This window comes from Cryptosporangium sp. NPDC051539 (assembly GCF_044454545.1).
Classification (GTDB): domain Bacteria; phylum Actinomycetota; class Actinomycetes; order Mycobacteriales; family Cryptosporangiaceae; genus Cryptosporangium.
The window spans coordinates 1,123,640-1,138,305 of sequence record NZ_JBITDV010000001.1; the positions used below are offsets into that span (position 1 = coordinate 1,123,640).

At 70.5% G+C, this 14,666-nt stretch carries 14 protein-coding genes; 7 read left to right on the plus strand and 7 right to left on the minus strand.

Annotated features, from left to right (window positions below):
- Positions 1-7 precede the first annotated feature (7 nt).
- From ACIBZJ_RS05360 to ACIBZJ_RS05370, 3 genes are read right to left on the minus strand one after another with little or no spacing between them, the layout of a single operon-like run.
- Positions 8-1,156, minus strand: coding sequence for an acyl-CoA dehydrogenase family protein (locus ACIBZJ_RS05360; RefSeq protein WP_395925728.1), 1,149 nt, complete (start codon positions 1,154-1,156; stop codon positions 8-10).
- On the minus strand, positions 1,153-1,965 hold the full coding sequence (locus ACIBZJ_RS05365; protein ID WP_395925730.1) for an NUDIX hydrolase: 813 nt from the start codon (positions 1,963-1,965) through the stop codon (positions 1,153-1,155). The genes ACIBZJ_RS05360 and ACIBZJ_RS05365 overlap by 4 nt, the downstream gene beginning before the upstream one ends.
- A 16-nt stretch (positions 1,966-1,981) precedes the next feature.
- Positions 1,982-2,755 (minus strand): SDR family NAD(P)-dependent oxidoreductase, encoded by a 774-nt coding sequence (locus tag ACIBZJ_RS05370; RefSeq protein WP_395925732.1) that lies wholly within the window; start codon positions 2,753-2,755, stop codon positions 1,982-1,984.
- A gap of 65 nt (positions 2,756-2,820) precedes the next feature.
- Here ACIBZJ_RS05370 and ACIBZJ_RS05375 point away from each other — a divergent pair, with 65 nt between their 5' ends.
- On the plus strand, positions 2,821-4,317 hold the full coding sequence (locus tag ACIBZJ_RS05375) for an AMP-binding protein (RefSeq protein WP_395925734.1): 1,497 nt from the start codon (positions 2,821-2,823) through the stop codon (positions 4,315-4,317).
- Here ACIBZJ_RS05375 and ACIBZJ_RS05380 read toward each other — a convergent pair.
- From ACIBZJ_RS05380 to ACIBZJ_RS05395, 4 genes are read right to left on the minus strand one after another with little or no spacing between them, the layout of a single operon-like run.
- Entirely contained in the window at positions 4,295-5,371 is a 1,077-nt protein-coding gene (locus ACIBZJ_RS05380; protein ID WP_395925736.1) for a serine hydrolase domain-containing protein, read from the minus strand. The genes ACIBZJ_RS05375 and ACIBZJ_RS05380 overlap by 23 nt on opposite strands.
- Positions 5,368-6,498 carry an acyl-CoA dehydrogenase family protein gene (locus ACIBZJ_RS05385; protein WP_395925738.1) on the minus strand — a complete coding sequence of 377 codons (1,131 nt, stop codon included), beginning with the start codon at positions 6,496-6,498 and terminating at the stop codon, positions 5,368-5,370. Before ACIBZJ_RS05385 ends, ACIBZJ_RS05380 begins: the two co-directional genes overlap by 4 nt.
- Positions 6,498-7,703 (minus strand): acetyl-CoA C-acetyltransferase, encoded by a 1,206-nt coding sequence (locus ACIBZJ_RS05390; RefSeq protein ID WP_395925740.1) that lies wholly within the window; start codon positions 7,701-7,703, stop codon positions 6,498-6,500. Before ACIBZJ_RS05390 ends, ACIBZJ_RS05385 begins: the two co-directional genes overlap by 1 nt.
- On the minus strand, positions 7,703-8,854 hold the full coding sequence (locus ACIBZJ_RS05395; protein ID WP_395925742.1) for an acyl-CoA dehydrogenase family protein: 1,152 nt from the start codon (positions 8,852-8,854) through the stop codon (positions 7,703-7,705). The genes ACIBZJ_RS05390 and ACIBZJ_RS05395 overlap by 1 nt, the downstream gene beginning before the upstream one ends.
- Before the next feature lie 110 nt (positions 8,855-8,964).
- Between ACIBZJ_RS05395 and ACIBZJ_RS05400 the strand changes: the two genes are divergently transcribed.
- From ACIBZJ_RS05400 to ACIBZJ_RS05425, 6 genes are all read left to right on the plus strand, one after another.
- A complete protein-coding gene (locus ACIBZJ_RS05400; protein WP_395925744.1) occupies positions 8,965-10,107 on the plus strand; it encodes an acyl-CoA dehydrogenase family protein in 1,143 nt (380 codons plus the stop codon).
- Positions 10,107-11,084 carry an LLM class flavin-dependent oxidoreductase gene (locus ACIBZJ_RS05405; RefSeq protein WP_395925746.1) on the plus strand — a complete coding sequence of 326 codons (978 nt, stop codon included), beginning with the start codon at positions 10,107-10,109 and terminating at the stop codon, positions 11,082-11,084. Before ACIBZJ_RS05400 ends, ACIBZJ_RS05405 begins: the two co-directional genes overlap by 1 nt.
- A complete protein-coding gene (locus ACIBZJ_RS05410; RefSeq protein ID WP_395925748.1) occupies positions 11,081-11,824 on the plus strand; it encodes an SDR family NAD(P)-dependent oxidoreductase in 744 nt (247 codons plus the stop codon). Before ACIBZJ_RS05405 ends, ACIBZJ_RS05410 begins: the two co-directional genes overlap by 4 nt.
- Positions 11,824-12,396, plus strand: a complete 573-nt coding sequence (locus ACIBZJ_RS05415; RefSeq protein ID WP_395925750.1) for a nuclear transport factor 2 family protein — start codon at positions 11,824-11,826, stop codon at positions 12,394-12,396. The genes ACIBZJ_RS05410 and ACIBZJ_RS05415 overlap by 1 nt, the downstream gene beginning before the upstream one ends.
- An 11-nt stretch (positions 12,397-12,407) precedes the next feature.
- Positions 12,408-13,163: an SDR family NAD(P)-dependent oxidoreductase gene (locus tag ACIBZJ_RS05420; protein WP_395925752.1), complete on the plus strand. Its 756-nt coding sequence runs from the start codon at positions 12,408-12,410 to the stop codon at positions 13,161-13,163.
- A 123-nt stretch (positions 13,164-13,286) separates the two neighbouring features.
- Positions 13,287-14,648 (plus strand): family 1 glycosylhydrolase, encoded by a 1,362-nt coding sequence (locus tag ACIBZJ_RS05425; RefSeq protein WP_395925754.1) that lies wholly within the window; start codon positions 13,287-13,289, stop codon positions 14,646-14,648.
- The last annotated feature ends 18 nt before the right edge of the window (positions 14,649-14,666 follow it).

Genomic DNA, 14,666 nt, shown 5'->3' on the forward strand with positions numbered 1-14,666 from the left:
GTGTCTCCTAGAGCTGCGACGGGTGGGGCCGGAGGACGTGCTTGCCGACGATGACCCGCTGCAGCTCCATCGAGCCCTGCGCGACCTCGTAGAACTTGGCCTCGCGGTAGAGGCGCTCGACCGGCAGGTCGCGGGTGAGGCCGTAGGCCCCGCAGACCTGCAGCGCGGCGCTGGTCACCTCGCGGGCCGCGCGGCCGGTGACCAGGCGCAGCGCGGCGGCGCGAGGACCGATCGGCGCACCCGCGTCGTAGTGCTCCGCGGTCTCGTGCAACAACGCCCGCGCGGCGAGCACCGAGGCACTCATGTCGGCGAGCAGATTCTGGATCGAGGTGAACTTCTCCCCGATCGATTCGCCCCGGTGGGTGCGTTGCCGTGCGTAGGCGGTCGCTTCGTCCAGCGCACGCTGCGCCACCCCGACGTTGATCGCGGCGACACGCAGCTTCCCGAGCGCCTCGCCACTGAGCATCACGTCGAATCCCTGACCGGGCACGCCGACGAGGCCGTCCGACGGCACGCGCACGGCGTCGAGGTAGACCGGTCGTGCTTCGGTGCCGCCGAAGGCGAGCACGTCGACGGCGGGCCCGACGGTCCAGCCCGGCTGACCGGTCTCGACCAGGAACGCGGACACCTCGGCGTCGGCGGTGAGCGCGAAGACCAACGCGACGGTCGCGACGCCGGCGTAGGAGATGAACGCCTTCTGACCGTCGAGCACCCACCCGCCGCCGTCTCGGTCGCGCCGCGCCCGGGTGGTCAACTGCTTGGGGTCCGAGCCGGTCTGCGGTTCGGTGAACGCCCACGCCGCGACGACCTCACCGGTCACCACGCGCGACAGCCAGCGGTCGGTCAAGGACGGTTCGGCGTGAGCGAGCAACGTCTGACCGACCTGAGTGGTGGTGCCCGGGTAGAGGGCCGCGGTCGCGCAGGCGGAGGCGACTTGCTCGAGCGCGACGACGTACGCGAGCGTGGAGGCTCCGATCCCGCCCTTTTCCTCCGCGAACGGCAGCCGGAAGAGGTCGAGCTCACGCAGCTCCGCCCACACCTCGGGGGCGAAGGTTTGCGCCCGGTCGAGGTCGGCCGCCAGTGGCTCGAGCCGACGCCGGGCCCGCGTGCGGACGGTCTCCGCGATGTCGCGGAGCTCCGGATCGAGCACCGTCATCGTCGGGTACCGCCGTCCAGCTCCGGCGCCACGACCTGCCGTGCGCCGTCGTCCTCCACCACCCGGGGGTGAACCGTCGTGAGCGGCCGGTCCGCCGCCGCGGCCACGATGGCCGCGGCGTTCCCCCGGCCGAGCAGATCCGTGAGTGTGTGCCGTGTCGGTGTCATCAGGGTGAGTTCGCCGGCCTCCGCGGCCCGCAACGCCGCCGCGATGCCGACCCAGCCGCCGCTCTCCGCCTCGGACGTCAGACGGCCCACGGTCTGCCCCTCGGGCAACACCGCCACGAAGAACCGCGTATCGAACCGCCGGGGCTGGTGTTCGGGTGTGATCCAGCGCGCCCACGGGCCGAGCAGGTCCGCGCGGAGGCGTAGGCCGTGCTCGGCCAGCAGCGCGTCGAATCCGATCGCCTGCGATTCCACGGCCAGGCGAGCGTCCGGAGCGCCCTCGACCGGCCCCACCACGGTGCTTGCGTCCGGCCCGGCCAGCAGTACCCCGGTTTCCTCGAACACTTCGCGGACGGCGGCGACGAGGAGGGCCGCAGCCAGCCCGGACCCGCACGCCAGCCGAGCGCCCCAGGCGACGGGGTCCGGCCCGAGCCAGGGAACGGGACGGTAGTCGCTGGCCTGGACGCCGCCGCCGGGGAACACCGACATCCCGGCGGCGAAAGCCATGCTCGCCTGCCGGCGTAAGAGATAAGTCTCCACGCCGTCGTCGGAGTCCCGGAGCAGGACGACGGTAGCCGCGTCGCGGGGGGATGCCGCCCTTCCGTCCCAGGCGTCCAGCAACGCGCGGTCGCGCGGTGAGCTCATGCAATACCTCACTTGGTCAGAAGACGCCGTAACCGCCGTCGAGCCGGAACGTGTCGCCGGTGTGGAACGCGGACTGCTTGCTGGCCAGGTAGACAGCGATTCCACTCCAGTCCGCCTCCGTGCCCCACCGGCGCAGCGGTAAGCGGGCGAGAATCCGTTCTCCCACGCCGGGCTTCTCCAGCCAGGCGTCGAACTGCGGGGAGCGTGTCCAGCCCGGGACGAGTGTGTTCGCGCGAATGCCGTGCCGGCCGAGCTCGACGGCCAGACTCTGCATCAACGCGACGACCCCCGCCTTGGCGGCGGCGTATCCGGCCTCGTGCGGAGCACCGAATCGGACGGCCAGGCTGGCGGTGCCGACGAGGCTGCCGCCCTCACCCTGCGCGACCATCTGCCGGGCGGCCGCCCGCAAGGTCAGGTAGGCGCCGTCGAGGTTGACCGCCATCTCCGCGCGCCAGTCCGCCAGCGTCGAGTCGACGAACCGCGGCCGGCCGAATCGACCGGTGACCGCCGCGTTGGCGAAGCACGAGTCCAGCCGTCCGAACCGATCGACCAGCGCAGCCACGCCCTGCTCCACGGAAGCCTCGTGGCTGACATCGATGACGTCGGCCGCCACCCGGCCGTCGTCCGCGGCCTCGGCCGTCAGAGCATCGAGCGCAGCGGCGTTCTTCGCCGGGTTGGTTCCCCAGATGCACACCGACGCGCCCGCGCGGACCAGACCGGAGGCCAGCCCGAGCCCGATACCCGAATTGCCGCCGGTCACCAGCGCGACCGAGCCCGTGAGATCGAACATCTCCCCACCTCCCGCATTCAGTTATATGATTTACCACAACTACCGTCGAGGCGTAGAGGGTAGGCATGACCGCCGTCAGCTTTTACGAGTACGCGGAGCAGCAACCCGACCGCATCGCCGTGATCGACCCCGACGGCACCACGACCACCTACCGTGAGCTGCACGAGCGGGCGAACCAGATCGCGCACGCCCTGCGCGCGGCCGGGCTCGGTTCCGGGGCCCGGATCGCTCTGCTCGCGGAGAACAGCGTGCGGTACTTCGAGTGGGCGCTAGGCGCGGGTCAAGCGGGTGTCCAGTACGTTCCGGTCAACACGCACCTCACCACCGACGAGACGGCGTACATCCTCACCAACAGCGGCGCGGAGCTCGTCTTCGCCGATCCGCCGTACGTCAAGCGGGCGCGGGCATGCCTCCCGCCCACCGCCCACCTCGTCACCGATCCGGACGCGTTCCGCCGCGGCCGTCCGACGGAGCCTCCCATGCCGCGAGTCCACGCCCAAGTGCTGCTCTACACCTCCGGCACGACCGGGCGGCCGAAGGGTGTGACGTGGGCGGTCAGCGCGACCGTCGACCCGGAGACCGCCCTCGCGGCGCAGGATCCGCTGATGGCACGCCGCGGCCTGCGACACGACCCCGGGGCCGTCTCACTGGTCACCGGACCGCTTTACCACGGGGCTCCCGGCGCTTGGGGCCTGTACGGGCTCCACCACGGACACACCGTCGTCCTGGCCGGTAAGTGGGACAGCGAGCGCTTTCTGCGGCTGGTCGAGCGGTACGGCGTCACCACCGCGCAGCTCGCCCCGATCCACTTCCACCGGCTCCTCCAGCTCCCGGCCGAGATCCGGGAGCGCCATGACACCAGATCGCTCCAGGTCGTCAGCCACGCCGGCGCACCGACTCCGGTGGCCGTCAAGCGGCGGATGATGGAGTGGTGGGGTCCGGTTCTCTGGGAGTTCTACGCCTGCTCCGAGGGGTTCGGCACCTCGATCTCCCCGGTCGAATGGCTCGCCCATCCCGGCAGCGTCGGACGCGCGGACGGCGACGGCGCACAGATGACGATCCTCGACGACGACGGGAACGAACTACCGCCGGGAGAGCCCGGCACGCTGTGGGTCCGCAACCCCGGCGGCATCGGCTCGGAGTACCTCGGTGACCCGGAGAAGACCGCGGCCGGCCGGCGTGGCGAGTTCTACTCCGTCGGCGACATCGCCTACCTCGACGCGGACGGGTGGCTCTACCTGGTCGACCGCCGCACGGACCTCATTCTGTCCGGCGCGGTGAACATCTACCCGGCCGAAGTGGAGAACGCGCTGCGCGACCATCCCGACGTCGAGGACGTCGCCGTCGTCGGGGCACCGGACCCCGAGTGGGGCGAACGGGTGCGCGCGGTCGTCGTGCTACGGCCGGGGGCCGCCCCGGACGAGGACGGCCTCCGGCGTCACGCGGAACGGACGCTGGCCCGGTTCAAGGTTCCGGCCGAGTTCGAGTTCCGCGCCGCCCTCCCCTACACGCCGACCGGCAAGCTGCTCCGTCGCGTACTCAAAGAAGAGCGGCCAGGTTGACCGCGTCGTCCAGGAGCGCCCGGCCGCGCGGGCTGTAGTCGTAGCCGGCCTTCGGATAGCCGTTGCTCAGCAGCGCGAACGACAGCCCGCTCCGCGGGTCGGCGAACGCCGCCTGGTAGGCCGCACCGCTGTTGCCGAACGTCTCCGGCGAGCCCGTCGACGGCAGGTTCGGAGTGCCCGCACCCCGCACCAGCACGAACAACCCCATCGCGGTGTCCACCGTGCCACCGCCGTAGAGCTGATCGCCGGCCGGCACTCCGACCACGTGCGGGCGGACGGCGTCGGCCACCGCCGTCGGCGCCCAGATCCGGTCGTCGCCGTCCAGCGCGGCGAGCAGGGCCTGGTAGTGCAGTGCGACGTCCGCCGCCGTGCCCACCACCGCGTGGGAAGGCTCGCCCGCCGCCACGACAGCTGGATCGTTGAGGTACCACGGTCCCCACGGGTCGACCTCACTGCCGTCGCCGTCGGTGCAGCGCATCGGCGCCACGGTGGCCCGCTGCTCCGCCGGAGGCACGGCCAGGCCGAACGTCAGGCCCAGCGGCGCAACGATTTCCTCCTGCAGGTAGGCCGGCATCGTGCGGCCGTCGCGCCGTTCCACGAACTCCGCGATCAGCCAGGCGACCGACGTCAAGTGGTACTGGAGTACCTCGCCGGGCACCGTGTCGAGGCGCCACTTGCCGAACGACGCCAGTCGCGTCGCGCGGTCGAGCATCTTCGGGTAGCCCAGCGGCGCGAACGGGAACCCGCCGGTGTGCGTCAGCGCGTGCTCGACGGTCACGACGTCCTTGCCGTTGGCGCCGAACTCCGGGATGACGTCGGCGACCCGCTCGTCGAGGCGGAGCAGGCCGTCGCCCAGCAGCTTCCAGGCCACACTGGCGGCCACGGTGCGCCCGACCGACTGCAGCACGAACCGGGGCTGCTTCACCTCGGGGTCGCCGAACGTGTCGAACGTGATCAGTTCACCGTGCCGGGCCACCGCGATCTGCGCCGAGGGCAGATAGCCACTGTCCACCTCGCGGGAGACCCGCTCGCGGAGCGCGTCGACCGCGCTCATCGTCGCTCGCCGATCATCTGGCGGGCGATCACCAGCTGCTGGATCTGGCTGGTGCCCTCGTAGATCCGGAACAGGCGTACGTCGCGGTAGAACCGCTCGGCGGCGACGCCGCGCATGTACCCGGCGCCGCCGTGGATCTGCACCGCGCGGTCGGCGACCCGCCCGACGGCCTCGCTGGCGAAGTACTTCGCCGCCGAGGGCCCGAGCTTGGTGTCACTGCCGTCGTCGAACCGGGCGGCGACGTCCAGTACCAGCGCCCGGGCGGCGAGCGTGTCGGTTTTCGAATCGGCGAGCATGGCCTGCACCAGTTGGAGCTCGGCGATCGGACGACCACCTTGTTTGCGGTCGAGGGCGAAGGTCAACGACTCGTCGACCAGTCGCTGCGCCGCGCCGACGCACAGCGCGGCGATGTGCAGCCGGCCGTGCGCGAGGCTGCGCATCGCGGTGACGTAACCGGAGCCTTCCGCGCCGATCAGCGCTGACCCCGGCACCCGGACCTGATCGAGGTCGACGTCGGCGGTCCACGCTCCGGCCTGGCCCATCTTGTGGTCCCTGGGCCCGATCCGCAGCCCGGCGGCGTCGCGCGGCACCAGGAACACCGAGATGCCGCGGCTGGGCCGCGCTTCGGTCGAGGTGCGGGCGAACACCAGGAAGACGTCGGCGACCGGAGCGTTCGTGATGTAGCGCTTGGAGCCGGTGATCACCCAGTCGTCGCCGTCGGCGACCGCACGCGTGGTCATCGCCGCCGGATCGGAGCCGGCGTCGGGCTCGGTGAGCGCGAAGCTGGCGACCCATTCGCCGCTCGCCACCTTGGGCAGGTAGTCCTTCTTCTGCTCCTCCGTGCCGCCTTCGAGCAACGTGTGCCCGGCGATGCCGTTGTTGGTCCCGAACAGCGACCGGAACGCGGGCGTCGTGTAACCGAGCTCGAAGACCAGCCGCACCTCCTCGGCGGCGGAGAGCCCCAGCCCGCCGTACTGTTCCGGAATCGTGAACCCGTACAGGCCCATCTCCTTGGCGGCCGCCACGATGTCCGGCGGGAACTCGTCGGTGGCGTCGATCTGCTCTTCGAGAGGGACGACCTCGGTGCGGACGAAGTTTCGCACCAGGTCCAGGACAGCAGCCTCCATCACGCCACCCGCTCGAACAGCGCGGCCAGGCCCTGGCCGCCGCCGATGCACATCGTCTCGAGTCCGTAGCGGCCCTCGCGACGGTTCAGCTCGTTGAGCATCGTGGCGAGGATGCGTCCGCCCGTCGCACCGACGGGATGGCCGAGGGAGATGCCCGAGCCGTTGACGTTGAAGCGCTCGAAGTCACCCTCGCCGAATCCCCACTCACGTGTGCACGCGAGCACCTGGGCGGCGAACGCCTCGTTCAGCTCGATGAGGTCGACGGCGCGCAACTCGACGCCGGCCCGGGCGAGGGTCTTGGCGACCGCGGGTACCGGGCCGATCCCCATCGTGCGCGGCGGCACCCCGGCCACCGCCCACGACACGAGACGGGCCAGGGGCGTGAGACCGAGTTCCCCGGCGCGCTCCGGGGTGGTGACCAGGCAGGCCGACGCTCCGTCGTTCTGTCCGCTGGCGTTCCCCGCCGTGACGGTGGCCTCCGGATCCGACTTACCGAGTACGGGGCGCAGCCGGGCCAGGCTCTCGCGCGACGTGTCGGCTCGCGGGTGCTCGTCGGCCGTCACCGTCGTGACGTCGCCTTTCCGGCCCTTGACTTCCACCGGGACGATCTCGGCGTCGAAACGCCCGGCGCTCTGGGCGGCGACGGCCCGCGCGTGGGAGCGCACCGCGTAGTCGTCCTGCTCCTCGCGCGAGATGCCGTACTCCCGACGCAAGTTCTCGGCCGTCTCGAGCATGCCGCCGGGCACCGGGTAGTCCTGGCCGCCCGCGGTGACGCGAGCCCGCGCGAGCCGGTCGTGGAACACGAGTTGCTCGCCGCGCGCGCCCCACCGCACCGTCGGCGAGTAGAACTCGACCTGGCTCATGCTCTCCGCGCCGCCGGCGATCACCACGTCGGCGGCGCCGGTCCGCACCTGCATGGCCGCCCAGATCACGGCCTGCAGACCTGACCCGCAGCGCCGGTCGATCTGCACACCGGCGGTCTCCACGGGCAGCCCGGCGTCGAGCGCGGCCACCCGCCCGATCGCGGGCGCCTCGCCACTGGCGTAACACTGGCCGAAGACGACGTCGTCGACGTTCCGCACGCCGGTACGTTCGATCAGCGCCCTGATCACCGTAGCGGCCAGCGTGACGGCGGGGACGTCCTTGAACACCCCGCCGTAGCGTCCTACCGGTGTGCGCAGGGGTGCGCAGATGACGGCATCCATCAGTAGCTCCTCAGACCCATGCTGCGAGCGATTCCGTTGCGTTGGATCTGACTCGTTCCGCCGGAGATCGGCGCGACGATCGACTCCCGCCAGCGGAAACTCATGACGCTCTCGGTGGAGAACCCGTGTCCCGCGCAGATCTGCATCCCCAGCCGGGCGGCCGCGACGTACGTCTCGGAACCTTTGAGCTTGGCCATCGCTCCCTCGCGCGACGCGGGTAGGCCAGCCGCCAGCCGCCAGGCTGCCCGGTACGCGAGCAGCCGAGCGGAGTCGATCTCGACCTGCATGTCGGCCATCGCATGGGCGAGGGACTGGAACGTACCCACCGGGCGGTCGAACGCCACCCGCTGCTTCGAGTAGTCCAAGGCCTCGTCGAGGGTCGCCTGCGCCACGCCCACGTAGCCGCCGCTCATCAGCACCCGTTCGAGCTCGAGGTTGGAGAGCATCACCTTCCACGCCTCGTCCTGGCCGCCGACGAGGTTCGCCTTCGGGACGACGACGTCGGTGAGGTAGACCTCGTAGGTGCCCAGGATGTGCCGGGCGAGGGTGGGCTGCTGGCGCAGCTCCACGCCCGGGGCGTCCGCGTCCACCAGCATCAGGCTGATGCCGTCGTGTTTGCGGTCGCCCTTGGACGTGCGGACGTACATCATGATCGTGGTGCCAGGCAGGCCGGCGCCGGTGCACCACATCTTCTGCCCGTTGAGCAGGAAGTGGTCACCCTTGTCCTCGGCCCGGCAGCGCAGTGCGGCCGCGTCGGAGCCCGTGTCCGGCTCGGACATCGCCACCGCGTAGCGCGACCGGCCGGTGAGCATGCGCTCGGTGATGTCGGCCCGATGCGCGTCCGTACCCCACTTGTAGACGGTCAGCGAGGGAATCAGCGTGCCGATGTAACACATCGCGATGTCGAGGCTCGCACGTCCCAGCTGCTCGGCGATCAGCGCCAACTCGACCGCGCCGCCGTCGTCGCCGCCCGCCTCCGCGGGGAACGGCAGGCCGAACCATCCCATCTCGGCGATCGCCTTGAAGAGCTCTTCCGGATAGGCACCGGCCTCGTCCCACTCCTTGGCGCGCGCCGGCGGGCAGTGGCGGTCGACGAACTTGCGCGCGACCTCCTGCAACGCTGCGTGCTCCTCCGAAAGACCGAAGTCCACTGGTTCTCCCTCTATCGTCTAGATGATAGAACTATAACTACCGTGCCATATGCCGGACAACCCACGAACCGACTGGCATATAGGTAACTAAATTTGCCGGGAGGGCTCAGATGCGCCGAAAGATCTTCGAACCCGAGCACGCCCAGTTCCGGGAGACCGCCCGCGACTTCTTTCTGAAGGAGTGCGCTCCGCACGCCGCGGAGTGGGAAGCCGCCGGCATCTCGGACCGCGCGGTATGGACGAAGGCTGGCGCGATCGGCCTCCTCGGCTGGGAGGCCCCAGAGCAGTACGGCGGGCTGGACCTCAAGGACTTCCGCTACAACGCGATCCTCACCGAGGAGATGCACGCCACCGGGTCGGTCGGCGTCGGCTTCGGCCTGCAGAACGACATCCTGTCCTCGTACATGGTCGGACTCACCACCGACGAGCAGAAGGCCCGCTGGCTACCGGGGTTCGTCTCCGGCGACCTGATCGTGGCCATCGCGATGTCCGAGCCCGGGGCGGGCTCGGACCTGGCCGGCATCAGCACCACCGCGCGACGCGACGGTGACTACTACGTCCTCAACGGCGCGAAGACGTTCATCAGCAGCGGCTACCTGTCCGACCTGGTGCTCACCGTCGCGAAGACCGATCCCGCCGCCGGGCACCGCGGGGTGAGCCTGATCGCCGTCGAAACAGACACGCCGGGCTTCAGCCGGGGTCGCAAACTCGACAAAATCGGACAGAAGTCCGCCGATACCGCCGAGCTGTCGTACCAAGACGTCCGAGTGCCGGTGACGAACCTCGTCGGCGAGGAAAACCGTGGCTTCTACCACTTGATGCGCAATCTGCCGGCCGAGCGCCTCGGGATCGCGATCCACGCCGTCGCCTCGGCTCGGCGGGCGATCGAGCTGACCGTGGAGTACGCGCACAACCGGAAGGCGTTCGGCCAGCCGATCGGGAACTTCCAGGTCAACCGGCATGCGATCGCCGACATGACCACCAAGCTCGACGTCATGCAGGTGTACGTCGACCGGTGTGTCGAGGCCGTCAACGAGGGCGAGCTCACCGGCGAGGAAGCCGCCGGAGCGAAGTTCTGGGCCACCGAGACCCAGTGGGAGATCGTCGACCGCTGCCTCCAGCTGCACGGCGGATACGGCTACGTCAACGAGTACGAGATCGCCCGGATCTGGCGGGACGCCCGGGTCCAACGGCTCTACGGCGGCACCACGGAGATCATGAAGGATCTGATCGGCCGGAAACTCGGCTTCTGATGAAGGTCGGCGTCTACTTCGACATGCGCAACCCGGAACGGTGGCGCCGGGAGCCGGCCGAGCTCTACGGGGCGTTCCCGGAGCTGTGCGAGGTAGCCGAACACGTCGGGCTGGACAGCATCTGGGCCACCGAGCACCACGGGTTCGACGACGACTACCTGCCGGCGCCGTTGACGCTGCTCGCCGCTGCGGCCGCCCGGACCCGGCGCGTCCGGCTCGGCACCGGCGTCGTGGTGGCTCCTCTCCACTCGGCGGCCACGCTGGCCGAGCAGGCATCCGTCGTCGACCTGCTCAGCGGCGGCCGCCTAGACCTCGGTCTCGGCGCGGGCTACCGGCCACCGGAATTCGCGCTCCACGGCGCGGATCTCTCCACCCGCTACCGGGAAAACGACGCTCGTGCGCGGGAGATCCGCGCCCTCTGGGTGTCCCGGAGCGTCACACCGTCACCTGTGCAGGATCGCCTGCCGATCTGGATGGGCTACCTCGGGCCGAAGGGCGCACGACGAGCCGGACGCCTGGGCGAGTTCTTGCTCTCCCCCGACGCTCGGAACTGGGAGCCGTATCGCGAAGGACTGATCGACGGCGGTCACGATCCCGGATCCGCCCGGATGGGCGGCGGCATCCAAGCATGGGTGAGCGACGACCCCGAGCGCGACTGGCCGGTCGTGTCCCAGCACCTGGCCGAGCAGGTGAACTCCTACCGGCGCCACAACCGGATGGGAGCACCCTTCACACCCGTCGACCCGGAAAAGCTGCGCGCACGACGCCCGGAGGGGCACACGTCGCTGGACTACTTCGTCTTCGGTACTCCGGCCGAGGTCGCCGACTTCGTCCTGTCGTTCACCGCCGGGGCTCCGGTCGACACGGTCTACTTCTGGGCCGGCCTGCCGGGCATGACCGCCACGCAGTTCGCCGCGAACGTACAGAGGATCGGTACGGAGCTCGCCCCGCTGCTCCGCGCGAAAGGACGGCCATGAGGCTGACGGGAAAGGTCGTGCTGGTCACCGGTGCCGGGCAGGGAATCGGACGCGGAATCGCGCTCGCACTGGCCAAGGAGGGCGCCGACGTCGTGCTCGCCGGACGGACACCGTCGAAGTGCGAGGCGGTCGCCGCATCGATCGCGGAGTTCGGCGGCAGCGCGCACGCGGTCGCGTGTGACGTCGGCGTGCGGGCGGAGATGGATGCGGCGGTGGCCGAGACCGTCGACCGGTTCGGCGGCCTGGATGCCCTGATCAACAACGCCGCGACGTCCGTGCGACGTTCGGTGGCCGAACTGACGGACGAGGACGTCGAGGCCTGCTGGCGCAGCGGGGCCGTCGCCACGCTGTACGGCATGCAGGCCGCGCTGCCGCATCTGCGGGAACGCGGTGGTGGCGCGATCGTCAACTTCGGGTCGAGCACGGCGATCAGCGGCAACGCACTGTTCGGGGCATACGCCATGGCCAAGGAGGCGATCCGCGGGCTCTCCCGGGTCGCCGCGCGCGAATGGGGTCGTTACGGGATCCGGGTCAACGTCCTCGTCCCCAACGCCCATTCGCCGTCGTCGGAGGTGTTCCGGGAAGAGCACCCGGAGATGTTCGCCCGGATGGAGAAGGCGCTGATGCTCAAACGCGTCGGCGACCCCGAAGCCGACATCGGCCGCGCGGTTGTGGCGCTGGTCAGCGACGACCTCGCGTACCTCACCGCGGACACGCTGATGCTCACCGGCGGCATCTGATGGACACGGCCTTGCGGCTCGCCCGGGTGGAGGCGCGACTGGAGATCGGGCAGCTGCCGATCCGGTACGCGCTCGCGGTCGACTCCCGCGACCTGGACGCGTGGTGCGCACTGTTCGTACCGGACGTGCACCTCGGCCGCCACGGTCAGGGCCGGGAGGCACTGCTGGCCTACATCACCCCGCAGGTCCGCTGGTTCTACCGCTCGGTGCACCAGATCTGTGGGCACCGGATCGTCCTCGGACCGGACGAAACGGACGGCCCCCGCACCGAGGGCGGACCCAGCACCGCCACGGGCAACGTCTACTGCCGCGCCGAACACGAGGTCGGGGACCGGTGGATCGTCATGGCCATCCGGTACGACGACATGTACCGCAAGGTCGAGGGCGACTGGCTGTTCGAGCGGCGTGCGGAGCACCACTGGTACGCCACCGATGTCGCCGAACGTCCGCAGGCCGTCGGCTTCGACAGCTGGGGGACGAGCGGGCACCCGCCGGCCCTGCCCGGCGCCGACCCGTCGTGGACCCGCTTCTGGACCGGCACGGAGACCGGCGACATCACGTCCGCCCCGTGAGAGGAGCGACAATGCGTTTCGAGGGAAAGGTAGCCGTCGTCACCGGCGCGGGCTCGGGCATCGGCCGTGCCACCGCGTTGCGCCTGGCGTCCGAAGGGGCGTTGGTCGTCGTCAACGACCTGCGAGCGCAAGCAGCCGAGGAGACCGTTCGGCTGATCGGGGGCGGCGAGGCGGTTGCAGGCGACGTGCTCGAGCCCGGATTCGTCGACCGGCTGCTCGACGGCACCGTGGAGCGGCACGGCCGGCTCGACGTCCTCCACAACAACGTGGGCTTCGGAGGCCGGGCCTCGTTCACTGAGGTCGACGACGCCACCTGGGCGCGTGGCATCGACGGGAACCTGGGGGCGACGTTCCGCGGCATCCGCGCCGCGTTGCGGATCATGGGGCCGCGCGGCGGTGGCGTCGTGGTGAACACCGCGTCGATGGCCGGTGTGGCGAAGGTCGCCGGGGTGACGCCCTACTACGGCACCGCGAAAGCCGCCGTCATCCACCTCACCAAGGAGGCGGCCGTCGAGGGCGGTCCGTCGGGCGTCCGGGTGAACGCCGTGGTGCCCGGATCGGTCAGCACCCCCGCGTTCGCCAGCTACCTCGGCGAGGCGGGGTTGGCCCGGTACGCCGCGCAACTGCCGCTGCCCCGGCTCGCCGATCCGGCCGACATCGCCGCCGCAGTGGCGTTCCTCGCCTCGGACGACGCGGCGGCCATCACCGGCGTCGCGCTCCCGGTCGACAGCGGGCTCGCCGCACTCCTGGCCCAACCCGACGCCTGAGTAGGCAGAACAGTGTGACGATTGCGTTGTCGCTCGCTAACCCCGGTGTTAACGTGCCTTTGATCAGCACGCTTCCGTGGGGCAGGTCACAACGACGCGCCCGCCCTGTTCAGGTGGTGAGTCATGTCAGCTGGCGCATTGAGCTCGGTGGCCTGGGGAATCGCGACATTACGCGCGCTGGCCGCCCCCGAGGCACTGGACCCGCCGACGCAGGTGGCCGACAGCGCCGAATCCGCGCGGTGGGCCGGCGACCTCCATGCGCTGACCGGCGCGTCGATAACCACCCACCGCGCGGTACTCGGGTGGAACTTCCTCGAGCCGGAGCGTCCCGGCCACTGGGACCGCGCCGCCGTCGACCGCTGTCTGCGCGGTCTGGACGCCCTGCGCGCGACCGGCCGCGACGTGCGCGTCACGCTCCACCACCAGGACCTGCCGCGGTGGGCCACCGAGGCCGGCGGCTGGCTCGACCGGACCACCGCGCTGCGCTTTGCCGACTACGCCTACGCCGCCGCGGAGCGGTTCGGCGACTACGTCACCGATTGGGTGACCTCCAGCGACCTGGCCGCACCCTCGGTGGGTGAGCACGTCGCCGGCGTGTATCCGACCAGTACCGGCCTCGGTGCACGGGGCTTGCCGTCCGTGCACCACGTGCTCCTCGGCCACGGCTCGGCCACCCGGGCTCTTCGGGAGGCGGGGGTGCGCGGCGGCGTCGGAACGACAGTGATCCTGTTCTCGGGCTACCCGGCGACCGACGACCTGGCGGACCGCGTCGCGGTGGAGCAGATGGAGCAGTGGACCAACCACCTGTTCCTCGACCCGCTTCTGCTCGGGCGTCACATGACGCTCGGTACCGGCGACTCGCCGGTCGAACGCACCGGATGCGTCCGGCCCGGCGACCTCGGGATCATCGCGACGCCCCAGGACGCGCTGACCCTGTCGTGGTTCAACCCGATCCTGGTGGCCGCGCCCGAGAATCTCCCGATGGTGCTGCCGGCGAAGGACTGTTTCGCACCGCTGAACGACGTCAATCGGTTCGTCGCACCACTGGGATTCGCGATCGCACCGTTCGAAGGCGTCAGCACGACGCGGTACGGCCGGCCGGTGATCCCCGAGGCGCTGACCGACGCGCTGGCGACTCTCTACAGGGTCTACGGCAGTGCCCTCCCACGACTGAACGTCGTCGACAACGGCATGGCCGACCCTGGCGACGGCGCCACCGACGACGACCGGCGCGACGAACTGGACGCCCGGCTTTCCTGGCTGGCGAACGCGGTGCGGTGCGGAGTCCGCCTCGGCAGTTACGAGTACTGGCCGGTGAGCGACAACCTGACCAGCAAATTCCAGTACACGTTGCTGTACACCCGCACCGCCACGGACGAAGCGCTGCCGCCGATGCCTCCGATACCCCGGGACTGGACCCGGCTCGGCGAGTTCGCGCCGCACGCAGCGGACACCGCCTCCCCGAAGCTCACCCTGATCAGCTGACCGCTTCTTGCCTTACCG